Origin of the sequence: Paraburkholderia kirstenboschensis (assembly GCF_904848585.1) — a bacterium.
Taxonomy (GTDB): domain Bacteria; phylum Pseudomonadota; class Gammaproteobacteria; order Burkholderiales; family Burkholderiaceae; genus Paraburkholderia; species Paraburkholderia kirstenboschensis.
Map to the genome: position 1 here is coordinate 62982 of NZ_CAJHCR010000005.1, position 20197 is coordinate 83178.

20 protein-coding genes are annotated in these 20197 nt (G+C 62.2%); 6 read left to right on the plus strand and 14 right to left on the minus strand.

The annotated features are described in order from the left end of the window. Positions 1–146 precede the first annotated feature (146 nt). The 4 genes from JMY24_RS15710 to JMY24_RS15725 all read right to left on the minus strand — a co-directional run bounded on the left by JMY24_RS15710 (position 147) and on the right by JMY24_RS15725 (position 3070). Positions 147–578, minus strand: coding sequence for a hypothetical protein (locus tag JMY24_RS15710; RefSeq protein ID WP_128597249.1), 432 nt, complete (start codon positions 576–578; stop codon positions 147–149). 57 nt (positions 579–635) lie between these two features. Next, on the minus strand, positions 636–1736 hold the full coding sequence (locus JMY24_RS15715; protein WP_128597250.1) for an extracellular catalytic domain type 1 short-chain-length polyhydroxyalkanoate depolymerase: 1101 nt from the start codon (positions 1734–1736) through the stop codon (positions 636–638). Positions 1737–1779: 43 nt separating this feature from the next. Then, a complete protein-coding gene (locus JMY24_RS15720; protein ID WP_201702370.1) occupies positions 1780–2205 on the minus strand; it encodes a CopG family transcriptional regulator in 426 nt (141 codons plus the stop codon). A gap of 256 nt (positions 2206–2461) precedes the next feature. Further along, positions 2462–3070, minus strand: a complete 609-nt coding sequence (locus JMY24_RS15725) for a TetR/AcrR family transcriptional regulator (protein WP_128597251.1) — start codon at positions 3068–3070, stop codon at positions 2462–2464. A gap of 156 nt (positions 3071–3226) precedes the next feature. On the opposite strand from JMY24_RS15725, the gene JMY24_RS15730 reads away from it, so the two are divergent. Together JMY24_RS15730 and JMY24_RS15735 are read left to right on the plus strand one after the other, a co-directional pair. Continuing rightward, complete coding sequence (locus JMY24_RS15730; protein ID WP_128597252.1) at positions 3227–3985, plus strand: SDR family NAD(P)-dependent oxidoreductase; 759 nt, start codon at positions 3227–3229, stop codon at positions 3983–3985. A 197-nt stretch (positions 3986–4182) separates the two neighbouring features. Next, positions 4183–5154: an SDR family NAD(P)-dependent oxidoreductase gene (locus tag JMY24_RS15735; RefSeq protein ID WP_128597253.1), complete on the plus strand. Its 972-nt coding sequence runs from the start codon at positions 4183–4185 to the stop codon at positions 5152–5154. A 422-nt stretch (positions 5155–5576) separates the two neighbouring features. Here the strand turns inward: JMY24_RS15735 and JMY24_RS15740 are convergent, their stop codons facing one another. From JMY24_RS15740 to JMY24_RS15750, 3 genes are all read right to left on the minus strand, one after another. Next, complete coding sequence (locus tag JMY24_RS15740) at positions 5577–5978, minus strand: hypothetical protein (RefSeq protein ID WP_128585032.1); 402 nt, start codon at positions 5976–5978, stop codon at positions 5577–5579. 335 nt (positions 5979–6313) lie between these two features. Further along, the gene (locus JMY24_RS15745) at positions 6314–7186 is read right to left on the minus strand and encodes an SDR family oxidoreductase (protein WP_128597254.1); all 873 of its coding nucleotides are present in this window, start codon (positions 7184–7186) and stop codon (positions 6314–6316) included. A 27-nt stretch (positions 7187–7213) separates the two neighbouring features. Beyond that, positions 7214–8146: an NADP-dependent oxidoreductase gene (locus tag JMY24_RS15750; protein ID WP_128597255.1), complete on the minus strand. Its 933-nt coding sequence runs from the start codon at positions 8144–8146 to the stop codon at positions 7214–7216. 106 nt (positions 8147–8252) lie between these two features. Here JMY24_RS15750 and JMY24_RS15755 point away from each other — a divergent pair, with 106 nt between their 5' ends. Beyond that, positions 8253–9137 (plus strand): LysR family transcriptional regulator, encoded by an 885-nt coding sequence (locus JMY24_RS15755; RefSeq protein WP_128597256.1) that lies wholly within the window; start codon positions 8253–8255, stop codon positions 9135–9137. Positions 9138–9287: 150 nt separating this feature from the next. Then, positions 9288–10268, plus strand: a complete 981-nt coding sequence (locus JMY24_RS15760) for a fatty acid desaturase (RefSeq protein ID WP_128597257.1) — start codon at positions 9288–9290, stop codon at positions 10266–10268. A 197-nt stretch (positions 10269–10465) separates the two neighbouring features. Here JMY24_RS15760 and JMY24_RS15765 read toward each other — a convergent pair whose 3' ends face one another. The 4 genes from JMY24_RS15765 to JMY24_RS15780 form a co-directional block, all read right to left on the minus strand. Beyond that, on the minus strand, positions 10466–11881 hold the full coding sequence (locus tag JMY24_RS15765; RefSeq protein ID WP_128597258.1) for an MFS transporter: 1416 nt from the start codon (positions 11879–11881) through the stop codon (positions 10466–10468). 81 nt (positions 11882–11962) lie between these two features. Beyond that, positions 11963–12598: a CoxG family protein gene (locus JMY24_RS15770; protein ID WP_201702371.1), complete on the minus strand. Its 636-nt coding sequence runs from the start codon at positions 12596–12598 to the stop codon at positions 11963–11965. 113 nt (positions 12599–12711) lie between these two features. Then, a complete protein-coding gene (locus tag JMY24_RS15775) occupies positions 12712–14169 on the minus strand; it encodes a UbiD family decarboxylase (protein ID WP_128597259.1) in 1458 nt (485 codons plus the stop codon). A gap of 223 nt (positions 14170–14392) precedes the next feature. Continuing rightward, on the minus strand, positions 14393–14830 hold the full coding sequence (locus JMY24_RS15780) for a PaaI family thioesterase (protein ID WP_128585022.1): 438 nt from the start codon (positions 14828–14830) through the stop codon (positions 14393–14395). 367 nt (positions 14831–15197) lie between these two features. Between JMY24_RS15780 and JMY24_RS15785 the strand changes: the two genes are divergently transcribed. Together JMY24_RS15785 and JMY24_RS15790 are read left to right on the plus strand one after the other, a co-directional pair. Further along, positions 15198–16169 (plus strand): LysR substrate-binding domain-containing protein, encoded by a 972-nt coding sequence (locus JMY24_RS15785; protein ID WP_201702376.1) that lies wholly within the window; start codon positions 15198–15200, stop codon positions 16167–16169. Between the two features lie 4 nt (positions 16170–16173). Next, on the plus strand, positions 16174–17787 hold the full coding sequence (locus JMY24_RS15790; protein ID WP_201702377.1) for a class I adenylate-forming enzyme family protein: 1614 nt from the start codon (positions 16174–16176) through the stop codon (positions 17785–17787). Positions 17788–17797: 10 nt separating this feature from the next. On the opposite strand, the gene JMY24_RS15795 is transcribed toward JMY24_RS15790, so the two are convergent. The 3 genes from JMY24_RS15795 to JMY24_RS15805 all read right to left on the minus strand — a co-directional run bounded on the left by JMY24_RS15795 (position 17798) and on the right by JMY24_RS15805 (position 20196). After that, positions 17798–18175: a RidA family protein gene (locus JMY24_RS15795; RefSeq protein WP_128597260.1), complete on the minus strand. Its 378-nt coding sequence runs from the start codon at positions 18173–18175 to the stop codon at positions 17798–17800. Positions 18176–18178: 3 nt separating this feature from the next. Next, positions 18179–19579, minus strand: a complete 1401-nt coding sequence (locus tag JMY24_RS15800) for an MFS transporter (protein WP_201702379.1) — start codon at positions 19577–19579, stop codon at positions 18179–18181. 116 nt (positions 19580–19695) lie between these two features. Continuing rightward, complete coding sequence (locus tag JMY24_RS15805) at positions 19696–20196, minus strand: (2Fe-2S)-binding protein (RefSeq protein WP_128597261.1); 501 nt, start codon at positions 20194–20196, stop codon at positions 19696–19698. Between the last annotated feature and the right edge of the window lies 1 nt (position 20197).

Here is a 20197-nt window from a genome sequence, read left to right on the forward strand (position 1 = left end):
CGTGGTTGTCTGAGCGCGAGATGGTAGCAACCGGTAATTCGCCGTCCAACCAAGGTTTAGTGAAAAGCTAGAGAAGTTCTGTGCTAAAGGGGCGCTGTGTTTGTGGCTGTGCTGTTTGCGGCTGTGTTGTTTGCGGCTGTGGCGTATCAGTGGTACGTAGTCGTGGACGACTGTAGCTTCGTCAGCACGCCGCGTCTGAACGCGAACCAGCCTTGCGAACCTTGCATCACGACTTCGTCGCCTTGCCAGAACACGCGCTTGACCGTCATGCGCGCGCCAACGCGCTGCACAACTGGAGGACGGTGGCGGAAGTCGTATAGCACCGGGCCCGAATCGGTCTGCACGAGCGTGCGTCTGACCGCGTCATTTGCGTTGCCCACGTCGTCGAAATGCGTGAGCGTATTGGCGCCGAAGCGATCGAACACTTCGTTGTCGAGCATCGCCGTGAAATCATGCCCTGCGTGCACGAATTGCAGTTTGCCCAAGGGCGTATCGAGCGGGCCCGACTCGTTGCTTTGCGCATGAGCGCAAGTGGCGAAAGAGGTGGCTGCGAGCGCAGCAACTAGTAGTCGTCTCATGTTGCCTTTGTCCAGAGTGCCAGCATTCATAGTCGGCCAAAATGGCCAACCGCACTATCACGGCTGCGGATGTTCAAGAAAGAATCGCAGCATTTCCGCGCTTGCGTCGGGACCCGCTGGATCCGTATAGCTACCCCGCGCATTGCCGCCGGCCCATGCGTGAGGGGCACCGTGTATGGTCCACAGTTCTGCGTCGATACCGTCCGCTGAAACGAGCCGTGAGACGGTACAGGCACGTCCGCCGGCATCGGCCCGACGCTGTTCGCCCCCGTCATGCGGCCGCGCGGAAAAACCGTCGACGAGTTGAGCGGCATTGCGGATGCTCACCGTGGCGTCGGCGTCACCGTGAAAGACGATCACAGGCCGCTTCGGTAACGAGGCGGTATCGGGCGCGGCGCGCCGTGCCTGTACCGGACGCTTGCCGCCTTTCATCGCTGCGAGCGCGGACGGAAGATCGTGCGCGCATCGTGCCGGAAGACCTGAATGCACGCCGGCCGCCGCATAGAGTTCCGGATATGCGGCAATCATGATCGCCGCCATTGCGCCGCCGGCCGAGAGTCCCGCGACGTACACGCGCGCGGGATCGACGTTCTGCTCTGCAATGATTTCGCGCGTGATGCCGGCGATCAACGACGGCTCGCCGCGTTCGCAATGCTGGTCGCCAGGCTTGAACCAGTTCCAGCATTTCGACGGATTCGCCTGCTGCGGCTGCTCCGGATAAGCGACCAGAAATCGATGCCGCTCCGCAAGCGTGTTCATCTGTGTGCCCGCGGCGAAATCGTCGGCGTTCTGTGTGCAGCCGTGCAGCATTACGATCAACGGAAGCGGCTCGCCTTCGCTTGCCGCCGGCACGTACAGCCGATATTGCCGGCGACCGGCGGCGTTCGAATACGTGTGCGTGCTGAAGTGTCCGCGGTCCTGAATATCACCGCGGGCTTCTCGCGCATTGAACGTCTCCGCGTGCTTTGTCGCCGGCCGCTCGAAAGGAACGGTGAACGCTTCCGGCATGAAATGCGAGGGCGCTGTTCCATGCATAGGGCCATCGGCGTTGCCGCCCAGCGCACGTTGTATTGCTTCAGTAGCTTCGGCGGGGCCACGCGTGCGCAGCAAGGTCATTGCTTCGCGCATCGAGGTCAAAAAACCTTCATCGAGTTTCATCGTGTTTGTCCGGTACAAGGGTTAAGTGTCGTCCGTCGGCCAGTTAGCGGATTCTGCTGGCGAGCGCCGTCTTGACAGCAGCGGATGCGTGAAACGCTCCGAGCACCACAACGCTGTCGATGGTCGCAAGCGCGAGTTCCGGGGTGACGTCGGCAGAAATGCTGGCCAGTCCGAGCACCTGGATCGTGAGACGCTGATTCGCGGCACGAACTGCCTCGAGATCCTCTCGCGAGAAATGCTGTAGCCCGAGCACAAGCGCGCGGCGGCTCACAGTCTCCTGAACAACGTGTGCGTGCAGCGCAAGCTGGTTGCGGATAGCCGTGCGAATCAGGTCGGTCCGGTTCGAATAGAAGCCCTCCTGCACCAGCAGGTCGATTTGCCCCAGGTCAACCGGGCCCAGGTTGATAGTGATTTTTTCCGACTCGCCGCCTTTCGGGCGACTTGCGGCGTTCGCTACGGGGTTTTCCATATTTTCCATCCGCTAACCATCCAATGGGATGGTTATAGGCTTATTTTGGGTGCGTTGCAACATCAAATTTTGGGGCCATTACGAATGCGGGCTGTTGGGAAACGGTGTGATGGCGTGCGATGACGGAGTTTGCGGGAGCGAACCCGTCAGCATCTAGGCTTGCGCAGCAGGCGTTTGTGACTCAGATTATTAGAACTCCGTACTATTTCGGACGTAAAAAAGCCCGCTGCGGGCCGAGATGCTTCTCCGTTCAGGTTCAGGACTTGCCGGAGACTGCAGTAGCGCCGGTAGGCCACGTCGAAAGCGCCTGCTCGGCAACGGCCTGCAGCATGTCGTGACCGAAGCCGGCCTTGGCTTGAACAGCCATGCCGTGCGCGACGGCGCACACGTACGCGGCAAGCGCGGCGCAGTTGGCCGTTTGCGGCAGATCGCCCTCCTGCTGCGCCCGTTCGAAGCGCTCGCGCAACGACGCCTCCCCGTTCGCACGCGCCTCGACGACGGCGCGCCGGACCGGCTCCGCATCGTCCGAGCCTGCCAATGCGCCGTGCACGCCTAGACATCCCTTGCGATCCGGGTAACGGGTATTGAGCTCGGCAGTACCGCGGAGGATGTGCGCGGCCACGTCGCGCGAAGTAGGTTGATTCAGCGCCGCCGGGAAAAAATCCAGGTATTGCTCGTAATAACGCTCCAGCGCGCGGCGAAACAGTTCTTCCTTGTTGCCAAACGCCGAATAGAGCGCAGGACGTTCGACGCCTGTAGCCTGCGTCAGGTCGGCGTATGACGCGCCTTCATAGCCCTTACGCCAGAACACGCACAGCGCCGCGTCCAACGCCTCGTCCACATCGAATTCGCGGTGACGTCCCATCAGTTTGCCTGCCTCGTCTTTTTCATAACGATCGATATTAAACCGGTTGACAGCCCGCGTCCAATAACATAACGTTTATTACGATAACGGTCGTTACGGAAACGCAACCATTCCCGGAAGCGTGCGCGTCCGGTCAAAACCAGAGAGGTTTTTCTCGTGCAGAAACCATTGCAGGGCAAGGTCGCCCTCGTTACAGGAGGCTCGCGCGGCCTCGGTGCGGCTACGGCGCACGCGCTGGCCGACCAGGGTGCGGACGTGGCGATCACCTACATCGCGTCAGCCGAAAAGGCGGACGCTGTGACCGATAAGCTGAGGGCAAAAGGTGTGCGGGCTCTCGCGATCCAGAGCGATCAGGCCGACACGGCCGCCGCAAAACCGCTGGTCGACAAGGTGGTAGCCCACTTCGGCAAGCTCGACATCCTCGTCAATAACGCGGCGGTTGCCGTGCAGGGCAAGACGGTCGACGACCCCGATCTCGACACGGTCAACCTGGACCGGCAGTGGCAGATCAACGTCATGGGCACGGTAGCGACCACGCGCGCGGCAGCACAGGTGCTGTCGGACGGCGGCCGGATCATCTTCATAGGCTCCCTTCTCGGCACTCACGTGCCGTTCACGGGTGCCGCCGACTACGCCGGCACCAAGGCAGCCCTGATCGGCTATGCAAAGGGTGTTGCCCGCGATCTCGGCGCGCGGAACATCACCGCCAACGTCATTCAGCCCGGCGTCATGCCGACCGATATGGCGACACACGTGCTGGGCGACGGCGTGCCCGACGCGCTCCTCGACCTTCACCCTATTCGCCGTATAGCGACGCTCGAAGAAGTGTCGGCCGTTGCCTGTTTCCTGGCCGGGCCGAACGGCGGATACATCACCGGCGACGTAATTAGCGTGGCCGGCGGCCTGAGCATCTGATGACGCTTGACGGGGCAGCCGCGAGCGCCTGCCCGATTTTTTGACTTGTCCTGCCCGGCGTCGCAGCGCTGGGCAAGGACGCCATCGTGATCTTCGACCGTGCTCATGTAATGCAGTGCGGCAGCCGGCATCGGTACCTCGGGAATCGGGCCGTAGAAGATCCAAACTCTTAATAGAAGCGCAACTCAAGGAAAAAAATGACAGCAAAATTTGGTGCAAAGTCGACCGCCGATGACGTGCTTTCCGGCGTCGATCTCAAGGGAAAGCGGTTTCTCGTCACAGGTGCATCATCGGGCATTGGTCTCGAAACCGCCCGCTCACTAAGTGCTCATGGCGCTATCGTGGTCGGCGCGGTCAGAGACCTGGCCAAAGCCGAGCGGGCCATTGCACCGGTCCGCGATGCCGCGCGCGAAGCAGGCGGCAGCCTCGCGTTGATCGAACTCGATCTCGCTTCTTTGCAGAGCGTTCGTGCCTGTGCGGACAAGTTGCTGGCTGACGGCCAGCCGTTCGATGCGATCATCGCCAACGCCGGCATCATGGCACCTCCGTTCGGTCGGACGGTCGATGGCTTCGAACTTCAATTCGGCACGAACCATCTCGGCCACTTTGCTTTGATCAACCGCATTGAACCGCTGCTTGCCGATAACGGGCGCCTGGTGATGTTGTCGTCGCAAGCGCATCGCGTCGCCGATATCGACATTGATGATCCGAACTTCGCGCACCAGACATATGACCCGTTTGTCGCGTATGGCCGATCGAAGACGGCCAACTCTCTCTTTGCAGTGGAGTTCGACAGGCGGCATGCCGGTCGCGGTGTGCGCGCTGCGTCGGTGATGCCGGGCAATAGTCTCACTGATCTCCCACGTCATTTCTCGCAGGAAGAGTTGCAGGGTCTCTTCGAGACCGTGGGCAAAGCGCGCGCCGAAGCGGGTCTGCCTCCTGCGGAGCTCAAAGAAATTGGGCAGGCAGCGGCTACGTCGGTTTGGGCGGCAGTCGTGGCTGACCAAGCCGGGATCGGCGGGCAGTACCTCGAAGATTGCGCGGTCGCGCCGGTCAACGACACGCCCAATCCATTTTCCGACGGCGTGAGGTCGTATGCACTCGACGCCGGCAAGGCGGAGCAGCTTTGGGCGAAAAGCAAGGCATTGATAGACGCCGTGTTTCGGTGATTCCAGGTATTTGATCTGTTTCGTCGCTGCCATCACGTAGAACGCGCAATCACCCTCCGCGACTGACATGATCGACTGGCGCGACATGCACGTGCAACGGCGCCTTGAGCATGTCGGCGTTGCCGTGCAAGCCGTGTCGGCGCCGGGGCGCCGCCAAGGACGCGCCCTATTAGCTGCCACACACTCGCACCCGGCCAGATCAAAGCAGCGTGCACTGTTCAATCTCCCCCGCCACGCCAAGATTTTCGTAGATCAGGAAGGAGGCGCCATGGGGAGCTTTGGTACCGGCACTCGCTTCGGCGGCTCGATCGCCGAGCTCTACGACAGTCATCTTGTTCCGCTTATCTTCGAGCCCTACGCTGCCGATCTCGCGAGGAGAGTGGCTGCGCAGCAACCGTCACGCGTGCCGGAGACTTCACAAGCTATCCAAAAACCCGAGCCCACGCAGCCCGGATGCGCCGCCCGCGATCTTCGAAGAGATATGAGCCGGCCAGCGCGAATAGACCCGAAATGATGCCCGTCAACACGTGCTCGACGACCGGGATGCGGTAGTGACTCGTATGCGAATAGGCATCGCCTAACGCTGTCAGGCAGCCGACGACCAGTGCATTGCCGTATCGGTGCGCATAGAGCTTCCTCGCCGGTGTGAAAGTCAGCAGTACGGCCAGCACGCCGGTGAACAGTCCCGTCTGCAGTGCAATCGCCCAATGCCCAAGGCTGAACAGATTGCCCCAACTTCCGGGCATGCACGTCATGCATGCGCTGGTCGGCTGCCAGAAACGCCGGGCAAAGAGCCTGATTCGGTGCTTCCATTCGACTAACATGATGTGTTTCCGATCGATGCCCCGTCGTGGACGCTAGCTGCGTATCATCGGCACTCTCTTCACACGTTTGGTCCCGCCGATTCGCCGGTTGAGCAGCGGGCCGCGTACCCCTTGTGGCGAACCGCTTGCCTGCCGTCGAACTCACACATTAACGAAAATACGGTCGAAAGAATATGCCGGGAGACGCGGGTTCGATGGCGCACGCGTGTTCATCACATAACGATATGCGCTGTGCGACCGGTTCACTGATGCGTTGCGCGACTGCGCGCTTTTCGACCGTTCGGCCGCCGCGCCCCGTCACCCGCTGCCTGCTCCGACCACTCCGACTACTCCGACTACTGGCTCAAGCCAAGCATCTCGTGCACCGCGTCACGATAGGTCCGCAACGGCCGCCCCAGCATCTTCGTGAGAACATTCACTGCATCGTCACCGGGACGCATGCCATGGCTCTGGATACCGGCCATCATCAGGCGCATGTCGTAGGCCAGCCAGTCCGGCCCATGCGCCGCCAGTTGCTGCTCGAAACCATCCAGGTCGTCGCCCGCGTAGCGGATTTCGCGCTGCAGCGCTTCGCTCCAGATGCGCGCGACGGACTCGCCGGTCAACGCCTCGGGGCCGACCACGTCGAGCGTACGGCCGGGCAATGCATTGGGTGCCCGGTGCCGTGCCAGCAGTTCGGCCGCTGCAACGTCGGCAATGTCCCGCACGTCGACCATGTTCACGCCAGCCTGGCCGATAGGCATCGGATAAATGCCGTAGCTCTCGACGACGGATTTGATCCGTTCGTCGTTCTGGATAAAGTAGGCCGGCCGCAGGATGGTCGCAGGCATCTCGAGGCTTTCGATCATCCGCTCGACGGTGTGCTTGCCTGTGAAGTGTGGCACGTTGGTATAGAGGTCGGCGTGGATTACCGACAGATAGACGATGCGCTCGATACCCGCATCTCGCGCCAGATTCAACGTGACCAGTGCCTGGGTGACTTCATCCGGGACAACCGCGTTGAGCAGAAACAGCGTGCGCACCGAAGACAAGGCCGCGCGCATCGAGCTCGCACTGCTCATGTCCCCGACTACTTCCGTCACGCCCGAGGGAAGCGCCGTTTTACCCGGCGCTCGAACCAGCGCTTTCACTTCGACGCCGCGGGAAGCGAGGCGCTGGACGATCTGCATACCTACGGTGCCAGATGCACCGGTAACAAGAATGCTCATGGTTTGCTCCATTTCTGGAAAGTCGATTTAGAGGAAAAAGTTCGCCACGGTCTTGCCGACCTGCGGCTGGGTCCGATTGCGTTCGATCGCCGTGGGCAGCTCGTCGAAGCGCACGACGGCGTCGACCTTGGACTGCAAGCGCCCGTGCGCTACGTCGTCGGCGATCTCTTGCAGCCGCGCGGCATCCGGCGTGTTCACGAACCACAAGCCGCGACGCCCGGCAGGGGCGCTCGCCAGAATGTCCGGCGACGCGGTGCTGACGACGACGCCATCTGCCGAAAGCACGGACCACGAGCGGGCCAGCACGTCGCCACCAACGTAGTCGAGAACGAGGTCGATGCTGCTTAACGAAGCTTCGAACTTCTGCTGGTCGTAGGCGATTACGTGGTTCGCGCCGAGACTGCGGACATAGTCGGCGTGGCTGCCGAGTGCGGTGGCAAACACCTCGGCGCCGGCCTGATGCGCGTACTGCACGGCGAATCCGCCCAGACCGCCGGCCGCGCCCTGGATCAGGATGCGCTGTCCGGCGCGTATCGGTCCGGCGAAGTGAAGGCTTTGCCATGCCGCCACAGCTGCGACGGGCAACGCTGCCGCCTCCACGAAACTCATCGAATCGGGCACCGTGGCGAGGTTGGCCGCGTTCACCGCTACCAGATCGGCGTAGGCGCCCAGTGCGCCTGGCGCACCCATCACGCGGTCGCCTTTGCGCAACCGGGTGACACCGGGCCCCACCGCTTCCACGACGCCGGCCAGTTCAATGCCGAGAACGGTCGGCAATTGCAGCGGAAAGGCGTCTCTCACGTAACCTTCCCGGACTTTCCAATCCAGTCCATTGACACCGGCGGCATGCACACGGACGAGAACCTGGCCAGCTCCTGCCACCGGTGCGGCGACGGAAGAAATCGTGACGGCGTCGGGGCCGCCGTACTCGGTAAGCAGCACTGCACGAACGTTGTTCATAAGAAACTCCTTGAGCGTTTGGTTGGGTACGCCCAAACAATAAGGAGTTTCACATTCAAAACAAAGACTCTAAAATATAGACGTTCCGTTTCATTAATGAGACACCATGGATTTGAACGACCTTGACGACTTTCAACTGGTGGCTGCTCACGGAGGTTTTGGGAAAGCGAGCCGCGCGAGCGGCCGGTCCAAAGCCACCCTGTCGCGCCGCGTCGCCGATCTCGAAGAAGCGTTGGGGGTTCGGCTCATCGAGCGGGGCACTCAACGCCTAGAGCTGACCGAAGCCGGCCAACTGCTGCTGACCCGAACCGAAGGGCCGATGCACGAGGTGGCCGAAGCGGTTGCGGCGGCACGAGACGGGCTTGCCACGCCGCGAGGCCGTCTGCGTGTCGCGGCACCGCTCCTCTTTTCCCAGTTGGCGCTGGGGCGGCTCGCCGCCAAGTTCCTCGCGAGCTATCCCGAAGTGCAGCTCGAAGTGGTCGCGGACGATCGCCCCGTCGATCTCGTCGACGAGCATTTCGACGTCGCCATCCGCATTAATCCGCGCAGCGACAGCACATTGGTCGGCAGGTGCTTCGCCAGGGACCGGCTGGTACTTGCCGCCGCACCATCGGTTCAAATGCCGCAAGGGCGCGGCGATAAGCCTGCGCCGGTTCCGGCCGTCGTCATGCCGAGCTATCGCGACGGAGATGTATGGTCTGTCCGCGATGGTGAGTTCACTATCGAACCGCAACCTGTTCTACGCTTGTCTTCGCTGTTGATGGTCCGCGACGCCATTGCTGCCGGCGCCGGGGCCGCCCTGCTGCCGGAGTCGATCATTGGCGGTCTGCTTGAGAACGGCGAACTGGTGACATGGGGCATTGCGGGCAACGACGTTGAACTCTGGGTCCTGCACACGTCTCGCCGTTTGCAAAGCCCCAAAGTGCGGGCCTTCGTGGAGTTCATGTGCAGCCAGTATCCAGACGGACCGTTCACCATTCCGGCACGGTGAATTTGCTTGGGCCGTTACCCCATCGCAGTTTGGCCGGATTTTGGCCGCCCTTACCCGTCGCGGCGAAAATGCAATCCTGAACAAATTGGTTCGGGCGCGGCGCATGGCTCGGTAGGATCGCTTCAAACATGCATCCGACCGATTCAGCCGATGGCGATCTACCTCGACCACAAACAGCGCAAAGCCATCGCAGGTCTGGCAACGAGTTGGACATGGCGCACGCAATGGCCGACATGGCTACTGATCGTCGCGATCTACGGCGGCTGGTTCGGCGTTGCAACCCATGCGCGCGTGCTCGGCCTGCCGCTGACCGCCGCGCTGCTCGCGTTGGTCAGCGCGTGGTACATGTCGTTGCAACACGAACTGCTCCACGGCCATCCTACAAGCTCACCGCGCTTGAATGCACTGCTTGGCTTCGCGCCGCTAGCCGTGTGGTTTCCGTACCGCGTCTACCGCGAGTCTCATCTTCAGCATCACGACGACGCGCACTTGACGCAGCCCCGGCGCGATCCGGAAAGCTATTTCGTCGATGCTCGTGTGTGGGCACGCGCCGGTTGGGCGATGCGCGCGCTGCTCACGTGGCGCAATACGTTTGTGGGCCGTCTGGTGGTGGGACCGGCGTTTGCGATTGCGGCGACCGGCGTCGATGCATTGCGCAAAGTGAAGCTCGGCGACTGGCGCGACGTGCCCGCCTGGCTCGCGCACTTCATCGCATTGGCCGCGCTCACCGCGTGGCTGCAATACGTGTGCTCTATCCCGGCGTGGGTATTCGTCGTCGGCGTGGGGTATGGGTCGATGTCGCTCGGCTCGATTCGCTCATTCCGCGAGCATCGCGCCGCAGATGCTTGCGAGCATCGCACGGTTGTGAATGAGGCGGCCCTGTTCTGGCGGCTGCTCTTTCTGAATAACAATTTTCATCTGGTCCATCATGACTTGCCGCACGTGCCGTGGTTCGCGCTGAAAACGGTCTTTCAAGCGTCCCGCGAGCAATACATCGAGCGATCCGGAGGTTTCCTGGTCGCCGGTTATGGCGAATGGCTCACGCTCTACGCGTTCGCGCCGGCCGAGAACCCAGTGCATGACGGATCTCGCCGCTTCGAGCCCGTATCGACGGAAGCTGAACTCACGTAGGCAACGCGCGGTTCGTCAACGCGCGGCGCGAGCAATTCGAAAGCTGCTACGGGTCAACTCGCGCGCAGACCGCTGCCTGGTAAAATCCGGGCCAACACTCGCTTTTACCAGGCCGGACGAAAAAACCGCTGCGCACGCAACAAGGCGCCGACATCGCCAAGGGTCTGAATAAGCGGCGGCGCCACCACCATTTTCTTTCAAGGCGCGATTTCCTCGAGACTTCGTTCGCGCGTCTCGGTCATCTTCAATGCACAGATCGCGCCGACCACCGCGACTACAGCAAACATGACGAAGACCGAGCCGATACCCTTCTTGTGCAGAAGCAATCCGGCAAGCGAAGGACCGACTGCGGACGCAAGCCGCAGCCATGACGTGGCGAGCCCCGTGCTGGTCGCGCGCATTCTGGTCGGATACACCTCGGGCGTGTACAGGTACAGCACCGCGGCAATCGAACCGATCAGTCCATAACTCAGCGTGCCGAGCACCATTGCGCTCCACACGTCGTGCGCGGCAAAGAGTCCGAGGCATGCAAACAGCACTGCGGCTAGACAGAAAGCGGACACCGTCCAGTTACGGCGCCCTACGCGATCGATCACATAAGCGCAGACAAGCAATAGCGCCACCTGCGCGACGTTAGTCATCGACGCAGCGCGTAGCGCCGTTTGCAACGGCAGGTGATAAACGGATCGATACAGCGTCGGCAGCCAGTTGTTCAGACTGTTCGCGATGAAAAACGCAGTGGCCCACAACACCCACACGACGAGCGTACGGCCGCGATAGAACGGCGACAGCAGTTCGCGCCAGCCCGCACGCGCATTCACCACGCTTTTGTTGGGCTGCTGGTGCCGGCCCGGTTCGATGCGGCGGTCGGTGCTCGCTTCCATGTCCTGCACGACGATTTCCGCCTCGCTCAAGCGCCCTTTCGAAATTAGCCAGCGCGGCGATTCGGGCAGACGTGCGATAAGCAGCGCGACGACAAGGCCGGGCACCGCACCGATCCAGAACATGATCTTCCAGCCGATGACAGGCACGAGCCACGCGCCGATCTGTCCGGTCGCCATCAGACCAACCGGAAAGATCAACTCGTACAGCAGAAAGTATTTGCCGCGACCATGCGCGTTGGAAAGCTCGCTGATATAGGTCGCCGCGACCGGCATCTCGCCGCCCACGCCAATTCCCTGAATGAACCTGCACACGAGCAGCATCGCGAAACTGCCGCTTAGCGCACAGCCCATGCTCATCACCGACATGATCGCAATGGCGATGGTCGCGCTGCGAATCCGCCCGCGCCGCTCCGCATACCAGCCGAACGTCAGCGCTCCGATGAACTGTCCCACGTAGCTCGCGCCGATCAGCACGCCGATTTCAAGGGGCTCGATATGCCACAAGCCGATCAGCACCGGAAGCACGAACGCGATCGAAAGAGCGTCGAACGCGTCGAAAAACGTCGCGCTGCCGACGATGATCCGCGCCTTCGTATGCCAACGCGAAAACGGCACGCTCTCTATGCGACGAATGAGCGCCGCGCTTGCGGCATCCACTGCCGCATCCACGGCTGCCGTTTGCGTTTCATCGCATCTCACCGCACCCTGCAGCGCATTGCCTTCCTGCATCGTCGTCTCCAGTTGCGAGTGCACTGTGCAGCGTTCGGGCGGTGACGCCCAACGCCTTGCTACAGCACCCCGTCGTTGTTATCAATGCAATGCGTACACTGCGATCAGCGCAAGGACCACCACCGCACCGAGCGCCCATGTCCAGCTTTTTGCGCCCGAGACAGACGCGGCAGATGCGCCTCCCTGAGTGGCCGCGCGAGCGTGGCTCGACGCTGTGGCCGCGTTCGGTTCCGCATCTTGCGCTAGCGGCGCGGTGCTGGTCGCCGCTGCGGGCTGCGGTCCGACGACAGCAGCCGTGAAGCGCCCGAAGAAGTCTTCCGCCATTTTCCGCGCGACGCCGTCGATCAACCTCGCGCCCACCTGCGCGAGACGTCCGCCCACCTGCGCATGCGACCGGTACACGAGCCGGGTCCCGCCGCTATCGGTGAGCAGGTCGACGTGCGCACCGCCCTTGCCGAATCCGGCCGCGCCGCCCGATCCTTCGAAGGTCATCGAATACGACTGCGGCGGCTGCAAATCGGTGAGCACCATCTTGCCCTTGAAGCGCGCTTTGATCGGGCCGACCGACGCGGCCATCACCATCTGAAACTGATTGTCGTCGACGCGTTCGAACGACTCGCAACCGGGCACCGAGGCCTTGAGGATTTCGGGGTCGTTCAATGCTGCCCACACGCGTTCGCGCGGCAGCGGCAGAATCTGTTCGCCTGTCAGTTCCATGTGCAAATCTCCTTGTCGCCAGCCTTCACCGTTGCGCTCGACTGCGCCCGGTCATGAACGGCGGCTCGCATGATGTTTATTGGGCTGTCACGTCGCATTGCATTGCAAACGCGTCAGCCCAGAATGTGTTCCCATTTCGCGCGCGTTTTATCCTGCAGTTCCTTGCTCGCCTCGGCGACCTGCGGAAACTCCGCGAGGAAATCGAACGGACGGCACGCGTCGATAATGGCCTTCGAGTTGAACGGCGCCTTGTACGGATTCGCGATCGACATAGGGTCGTTCTTCGAACCCATGCCGCGCTTGACAATGTCGATATCGATGTCCGGGTCCGTACGCGTCGCGACCGCCCACATGACTTCTTGCAGATTGGCGGGATCGATGTCGTCGTCGACCACGATCGAATAGCGCGACATGTAGGCACCCACGCCGCACTGGCTGAGAATATGTGCAGCCTGCCGCGCGTGACCCGCATAGCGCTGGCGGATCGACACGACATTGAACATGCGCGCGCCGCCGATCTCGTGTGCCCACACGCCGGCGACATCCGGCACGCCGGCTGCCTGCAGCGCATCGACAAGGAGCGCCGAGCGCATCACGGCCTTCGAATACGAGTAGTCGTTTGGCGGCTTTGCCGGCGGGCTACCCATGATGATGGGGTTGTTACGGTAGTAGATCCGCTCGATGGTCACGACCGGCGCCGTCTCCGCCTTGCCGGGGTAATAGCCGTGGAATTCGCCGAACGGTCCTTCGATCCTCACATCGCCCGGATGCGCATAGCCTTCGATCACGATCTCCGACGCGCCCGGAAACGGCAGTCCGGTCAATTGTCCCTTCACTACTGACACAGGCTTCTTCAGGATCGCGCCAATGTAGTTGTACTCGCACATGCCGAACGGCACTTCGATACCTGAAATCAGATAGCCGAGCGGATCGCAGCCGATCACGATTGCGACCGGAAACGGCTTGCCCGCTTTCATGTGTTTGTCGTACTGGATCGCGCCGTGCTTGCCCGGAATCATGTCGAGGCCAACGTGGTTGCGATCGTGGATCATCACGCGGTAAGTGCCGACATTGATCCAGTCGGAGTCGAGGTCTTTCGTCACCACCATGCAGCCGGTGCCGATATATCGACCGCCATCCTTTTCGTGCCACAGCGGTGCGGGAAACGAGAAAAGATCGACCTCCTCGCCGGATTGCAAGTTATCGAACACAGGGCCGCTCGCAGCGGGCACGGGATCATATTCGGGCGCGTGCGCCTGCCATTGCTTCGGCCTGCCACGCAGCGTTTCGACGAGCGCGCGATGCGTTGCCTGATGCCCCACGCGCAGAATCGACGACAGTCGCGCGGGGCTCGCGGTACTGCACGTCAACACGCGATGCCCCTTCGGATACCCCGGAATATCGTCGAAGAGCAGCGCCGAGGGCCGCTCCTTCTTTACGTTCAACTCGCTGATCGCGCCGAGTTCCAGATTCCAGTCTGCGCCCGATACATCGGTCAATTCGCCGAGCGCACGCGCCTCGTCGAGCCATGCTCGCAGATCGAGCGGATGGGAAGTCGAACTCTCTGTCACGTCGTGTGTCTCCGATAGTTTCGTGATTCTTTGCTCGTGTTCGCACTGGTATGCCGGGCTGCGGGTCGTCGTCGCGCGCTGCCCGCGTACTCGTTGATCGCCACATTGAGGCAACGGTGCACCGCGTGCAAGCGACCATCGTTCATGACAGGGATGAGAACGATTCATGAGACCGCCCAGATGCGGACATCGTGACTAGAACGCGGGATGCACACCCGGCATGTCAATCGAGTTCGCCAGGCGTGGCACCAGACGGCTCACGCCGGCCGTAGCCGCCCGCATACTTGAAAGTGCCCTGCGCGGTGGCGATCAGCGTCTTCGAATCGATCCACGCCTCGCCGCGCGCGAAATACACCGACCTGCCCTTGCGCTCGAGAAAGCCTTTGCCGATCAGCGTGTCGCCCACTCCCTTGTCGAGGAAGTTCAGCGTCAACGACAGCGTCACCGCGTGTATCGGCCGCTGCGGATCGGCGCTATAAAGGCCTGCGTAGCCGCACGCCGCGTCGAGCAACGTCGCCACCACTCCGCCTTGCAGCACCCGCTGCCGGTTCAGCAATCCGGGCTGCAAGTGCAGGCGGAACTCCGCATAGCCATCGCGCCACGCCGTGCGCGACATGCCGAGGCTGGCGAGAAACGGATTTTCCAGCACATCGATATCCACTGTTGTTCTCTCCCTTGCGCGCGTGAGCGGGCCGTACTGCCCCGCACTTTCCGTGATTCACGCACGGCCCGGCTTATTCGCGTTCCGGGTTTGTAACGATTGATTAATGTCCGCCGATAGACGACGCTTCGCTCGACTGGACCAAGAGTGCATGAGCGCTTTCGACGCGCGCAAACTAACTTTTCTCATGCCGGCATGAAAAAGTTTCATTTCCTCGGGGTCCGTAACCAGCCGATCATCCAAGCATTCGTGCAGCTTTCCGCCTGGGCCGCCGACAAGTACCCCGCGCGCCTGTACCAGGCGCCGCACGCGCCGATGAGATCCGCTACGACCACTACCAGGCGTCCTTGCATTGCGCTGACATCAGATGAGACCCTACATTCCCTCGCTTCAAAGCCTGCTCGCATTCGAAGCCGCCTCGCGGCATCTGAGCTTCACCCGCGCGGCACAAGAACTCGAGTTGACGCAAACGGCCATCAGCCACCAGATCAAGACACTGGAAGACCGGCTCGAGGTGAAGCTCTTCGTGCGCCGCCGCAACGTGCTCACGCTGACTCCGGCCGCGCGCGAGTACCTGGATTCCGTGCACGAGGCGATCAATCTGCTGTCCATCGCCACTGCGCATGCGCGCAAGAAAAAACCGAGCACCGTGCTCACGGTGACTTGCCTGCCCACTTACGCGGTCAAATGCCTGATTCCCGCGCTGCCGGAATTCCAGCGCGCGCACCCGGACATCACAGTGCATCTGGCAACCAGTTCGACATTCAACGAGTTTGACCGTAACAGTTACGACGTCGCGATCCGATATGGCTCGGGGCGCTGGGCGTCCGCGCGCTCTGACCGGCTGCATGGCGAGGAATTCTTCCCCGTGTGCTCGCCCGCGGTGCTCGCGGAAGCCGGCAAGTTCGAATCGGTAGGAGAAGCGCTGTCGCGCATGCGGCAGATACGCACGTACTTTTATTCGATGTATCAGGACGACTGGCCTGCATGGCTCGAAGCCGCCGTACACGAGCCTGTGGAGTTCGCCGGCGAGTCCGTTTTCCATCTGCAGCTCACGTCGCTCGCGGCGGCTGTCGACGGGGTTGGCATTGCGATCGGCCGCACACCTCTCGTGAACGGCGATCTGGCGAGCGGCAAACTCGTTGCGCCGTTCGACGTGCGCGTGCCGTCGAACTCCGCGTATTTTGTTTCGTCGCCTACCGACAAGGCGCGCACGAAAAAAGTCGAAGCGTTTCGCGAGTGGGCGCTCGCGCGGCTCGGCGAAAACCTGAATCTGAATCGCCACAGCGACGCGGCGCAATTCGAGGTGACCTCGCCTTCCGTGCCCGAGCCCTGCTGAGTTCATGTCCAGCACTCATCAGCCCACCAACGATCCGCCTTTTCGCAGCGTCGCTGCCCTGCTCGACCAGCACCGCCGGACAACGCCTGATAAACCCGCAATCGTCGATGTGGAACAGTGGGTGAGCATGAGCTTCGAAGAACTGGCGCACGCGGTCGACGCGATCGCCAGACAGTTCGCGCGGCGCGGCGTGACCCGAGGCACACGTGTCGTGATCGCCGACTGCGACGCGCCCGACAAGCTGCTGCTGTGGCTCGGCGCGTGGCGGCTCGGTGCGATCGTGTGTCCGCTCGACGTGCCCTTCGTCGGCAAAGAGATCGCGCGCACGCTACTCGACACGATCCGGCCAACGCTGATAGTGTTCTCCGCCGATTCCGCCGACACCTCCGTCGCGGGACCGAACGTGGGGGTCGTGCGTTTCGTTTCGTGGGCCTGCGCCGCTCACGAGCACGCCGACGTTGGCGGCGACACGATCTCATTGCAGGACAAAACACACGACGCCGCGCCGCTACCCGACGGCGCAACGCTGTGCACGCCTGACGACGTTGCGTCGATGTGCTGCACCTCCGGCACGACGGGCATTCCGAAGATCGTCGTCTACGACCACAGGTCATATTGGCTCAACGGCCTCGACAGCATCCACCTGCTAGGTTCGAGCCGCGACGACCGCATGCTCGAGTACCGTTCGTTCGACTGGTATTCGGCACAAATACTCAGTTTCATTCCGTTCCTGCAACTCGGTTCAACGCTGTGCGTCGCGCGCCGCTTCTCGCGCAGCCAGTTCGGCGAATGGATTCGCGAGCAGCGCATCACCGTGTGCGCGGGCGTGCCGACTGTTCTGAACATGCTGCTGGAAGCACCGCTCGATGTGAGCGCCGACACCTTCGCGTCGCTGCGCGCGATGACATGCAGCACCGCGCCGCTATCGCCCGTTCAATGGATGCGATTCGAAAAACTGTATGGCATCCGTATCCTGAACCTGTATGGATCGTCGGAAGCGGGATGGATGTGCGGCAACCGGCTGCAACATCGCAAGCTCGGAACGGTCGGTTATCCGGCCGCGCATATCCACTTCGATATCGTCGACGCGAACGGCATGCCGTGCGCTGCCGACGTCGAAGGACAGGTCGTCGTAGATGGTGAAAAACTCGCGCTGGGCGTGCTGCAGCGGGACGGCTCACTGCTGCCGATTCGCGGCGCGCCGCTCTTCACGCGCGACATCGCTTCACGCGATAGCGACGGCTTCGTGCGCATGGCAGCCCGCATGGACGACCTCATCATTCGAGGCGGCGTGAAAATCGTGCCGCAGGAAATCGAAGACGTGATGCGCACGCATGAGCATGTGCAGGACGTCGCGGCGCTCGGCGTGCCCGACCCGGTGTACGGGCAGGAGACCGTCTGTTTCGTGGTCCTGCAGCCGGGCATGGTGTCCAACCTGGAAGCATTGCGCGCGCACTGCCGCCGGCAACTGCCGCGCGAAAAAATGCCGAAGGACATCTATCCGGTTCCAGCACTGCCGCGCAGCGCGCGCGGCAAGATTCTGCGCGACGTGCTGCGTCAGCAGTGGTGGGGAATCGTCAACGCGCGGCGGGATGTGTCGGAGCCGGAGCAGGAGTAGAGCGGCGCGCCTATTGGGCGCGATAGGCGACCATCTGCAACTCGACGAGGAAGCCGTGGTGCAACTCAGGCACCGGCACAACTGCGCGCGAGGGCTTATGCGTGCCGAAATGCTCCGCGTAGAGCCGGTTGAATTCCGGCCAGTTCTTCACGTCGACGATATAGGCGGTGCACTGCACGACGTCAGTCAGCGCGCAGCCCGCTTGCTCCAGCACCCGTTCGCAATGGGCGAGCGTCGCGCGCACCTGGCGTTCGAAGTTGTCCGGGCCCTCGGTGGCCACGCCCGGGCCTGGCAACATGCCGGACACGAACGTGAAGCCGCCCGCCTGCACGGCCTGCGAATAGTGTCCGCCGGGAGCCGGCACCTTGTCGGTAAAGATGAAATTCATGGTTCAGATCTCTTCAGGTAAAGGTTGGCCGCGCGTTTCCGGCAGCCACGGCGCAAGCGCAAGGCCCACCAGATAGATGAAACCGACCGTGACCGCCGCATGACCGTAGCCGCCGAAGTGGGTAATCAGCGTGCCGGCGACGAGCGGTCCCGTCCATGCAAGAAAGCGCGGAACGTTGAAGCACAGCGCGATGGCGGTGCCGCGCACGCGCGTCGGATAAAGCTCGGGCAGCCATGTCGGCATCCACGTATATTGCCCCAGGCTGAAAAAACCGGCCACGCAGGCCACCGCCAGCAGCAGGCCGACATTGTGCGTCCACATGAAGAGCACCGGTGTCAGCACGAACGCCATCGCGAAGAAAAGACACGTGATGCGCTTGCGGCCATACGCGTCGGCGAGAAAACCCAGACCGATATAGCCGCTGATCGCGCCGACGTTATACGCCATGCCCGCGAAGCTCGCCCAGGAGGCCGCGTGAAGTCCCGCATGCGCGGCCACCGAGCCGATGTAGGGCGGCACCCATGTGGAGATGCCCCACCAGCCGAGCGTCGTGCTGAGCGACATCAGCACAGCGATCCACGTGCGTCGGCGCAGTTTCGGGTCGGCCAGCAGATCGACGAGGGTAAAGCGTGCAAGCGCCTGTTCGCGCTCGTCGAGCGCCGCCCCTGACTTCCTGCGCGCGAGCGTCGCCTTGCGCTCTTTGTTCACGCGCTGCCATTGCTCCGACTCGGGAATGCCGGCGCGCATCCACAATGTCGCGAGGCCCGGCAGCACGCCGATCAGATACATGTAGCGCCAAGCATGCTCGCCCGCGCCGCTCATGAAAAGCCATATCAGCGAAGCGACGAAAAAGCCCGTACCGAGCCCGCATTGCATGAGCCCCGCACCCTTGCCGCGATGCCGGTCGGGCCAGATCTCGGCGGTCATTGCCGTGCCCGTCGCCCACTCGGAACCCATCGCCAGACCGACGACAAAGCGCAGCGCCGCGAACGAAGCCCAGTTCCATGAAAGCGCGCTCAAGCCCGTGGTCAGCGAATACGCGAGAATCGCGAACATCATCATCCGCTTGCGACCGATATAGTCGGTCAGAATGCCGCCAATCAATCCGCCGATGCCCCAGCCGAGCAACGTCAACGCGATCACGAGCCCCGCGTAGAACGGAATCTGCGCGTGCTCGGACGGCGCGAGCAACTGGCCGAGTGCGCCGCCCACGGTGAGAACCAGTGCATAGGTTTCGTATCCGTCGAAGAACCAGCCGAGGTTGGACGCGATAAGCGCGCTCCACTGCTGCCGGTTGATCGAGCGATACCATACTGTTTCCGTTGCGGCGTCTGCGGCGACGCGAGCGTCCGCCCGCAAGCCGTGTGTGCCGCCGCCGGGCCCCTCCTCCAGAGGTTGCTGCATCGCCTGTCTCCTCGCTGCCATGGCATGCGCCATGCCGTCTGTTGTTATGCAGACGCGCGTTACTGCGCGCTGCCGTGCGTTACTGCGTGAGGGCCTCGTTGCGTTCGCGCTTTACGCTACGCGGGAACACCTGGCGTTGCCGACTTACGCATTTGCGCGGCGAGCTTCACCGCCTCGATGATCTCCGGATAGGCGGCGCAGCGGCATAAATTGCCCGACAGGAAATGCCGGATCTCCGCTTCGCTCGGATCGGGATTGCGCTCGAGCAACTGGCGGCTCATCAGTATGAAGCCTGACGTGCAAAAGCCGCACTGAAACGCGCCGCACTCGATGAACGCCTGCTGCACCACGTCGAGTTCGCCGTCGGCGTCCAGGTTCTCTACGGTGCTGACCTCGCCGCCGTCGACCATCGCAGCGAGATAAAGACAGCCCGACACGCTTTCACCGTTGACGATTACGGTGCAGCACCCGCACAACCCCTGACCGCAGCTTTCACGGGCGCCGTATAACGCAAATTGCTGACGCAACACTTCGAGAATCGTGTGATGCGGCTCGACGTCGGCGCTGACGCGCTCACCGTTCAGCGTGAAATCAATCTTGATAGAAGTGGCGCTCATG

What these genes read in the sequence shown, in the direction of transcription:
- JMY24_RS15710 (WP_128597249.1), bottom strand. Translation starts at nt 578, where the DNA reads ATGAGACGACTACTAGTTGCTGCGCTCGCAGCCACCTCTTTCGCCACT.
- JMY24_RS15715 (WP_128597250.1), bottom strand. Translation starts at nt 1,736, where the DNA reads ATGAAACTCGATGAAGGTTTTTTGACCTCGATGCGCGAAGCAATGACC.
- JMY24_RS15720 (WP_201702370.1), bottom strand. Translation starts at nt 2,205, where the DNA reads ATGGAAAACCCCGTAGCGAACGCCGCAAGTCGCCCGAAAGGCGGCGAG.
- JMY24_RS15725 (WP_128597251.1), bottom strand. Translation starts at nt 3,070, where the DNA reads ATGGGACGTCACCGCGAATTCGATGTGGACGAGGCGTTGGACGCGGCG.
- JMY24_RS15735 (WP_128597253.1), top strand. Translation starts at nt 4,183, where the DNA reads ATGACAGCAAAATTTGGTGCAAAGTCGACCGCCGATGACGTGCTTTCC.
- JMY24_RS15740 (WP_128585032.1), bottom strand. Translation starts at nt 5,978, where the DNA reads ATGTTAGTCGAATGGAAGCACCGAATCAGGCTCTTTGCCCGGCGTTTC.
- JMY24_RS15745 (WP_128597254.1), bottom strand. Translation starts at nt 7,186, where the DNA reads ATGAGCATTCTTGTTACCGGTGCATCTGGCACCGTAGGTATGCAGATC.
- JMY24_RS15750 (WP_128597255.1), bottom strand. Translation starts at nt 8,146, where the DNA reads ATGAACAACGTTCGTGCAGTGCTGCTTACCGAGTACGGCGGCCCCGAC.
- JMY24_RS15755 (WP_128597256.1), top strand. Translation starts at nt 8,253, where the DNA reads ATGGATTTGAACGACCTTGACGACTTTCAACTGGTGGCTGCTCACGGA.
- JMY24_RS15760 (WP_128597257.1), top strand. Translation starts at nt 9,288, where the DNA reads ATGGCGATCTACCTCGACCACAAACAGCGCAAAGCCATCGCAGGTCTG.
- JMY24_RS15765 (WP_128597258.1), bottom strand. Translation starts at nt 11,881, where the DNA reads ATGCAGGAAGGCAATGCGCTGCAGGGTGCGGTGAGATGCGATGAAACG.
- JMY24_RS15770 (WP_201702371.1), bottom strand. Translation starts at nt 12,598, where the DNA reads ATGGAACTGACAGGCGAACAGATTCTGCCGCTGCCGCGCGAACGCGTG.
- JMY24_RS15785 (WP_201702376.1), top strand. Translation starts at nt 15,198, where the DNA reads ATGAGACCCTACATTCCCTCGCTTCAAAGCCTGCTCGCATTCGAAGCC.
- JMY24_RS15790 (WP_201702377.1), top strand. Translation starts at nt 16,174, where the DNA reads ATGTCCAGCACTCATCAGCCCACCAACGATCCGCCTTTTCGCAGCGTC.
- JMY24_RS15795 (WP_128597260.1), bottom strand. Translation starts at nt 18,175, where the DNA reads ATGAATTTCATCTTTACCGACAAGGTGCCGGCTCCCGGCGGACACTAT.
- JMY24_RS15800 (WP_201702379.1), bottom strand. Translation starts at nt 19,579, where the DNA reads ATGCAGCAACCTCTGGAGGAGGGGCCCGGCGGCGGCACACACGGCTTG.
- JMY24_RS15805 (WP_128597261.1), bottom strand. Translation starts at nt 20,196, where the DNA reads ATGAGCGCCACTTCTATCAAGATTGATTTCACGCTGAACGGTGAGCGC.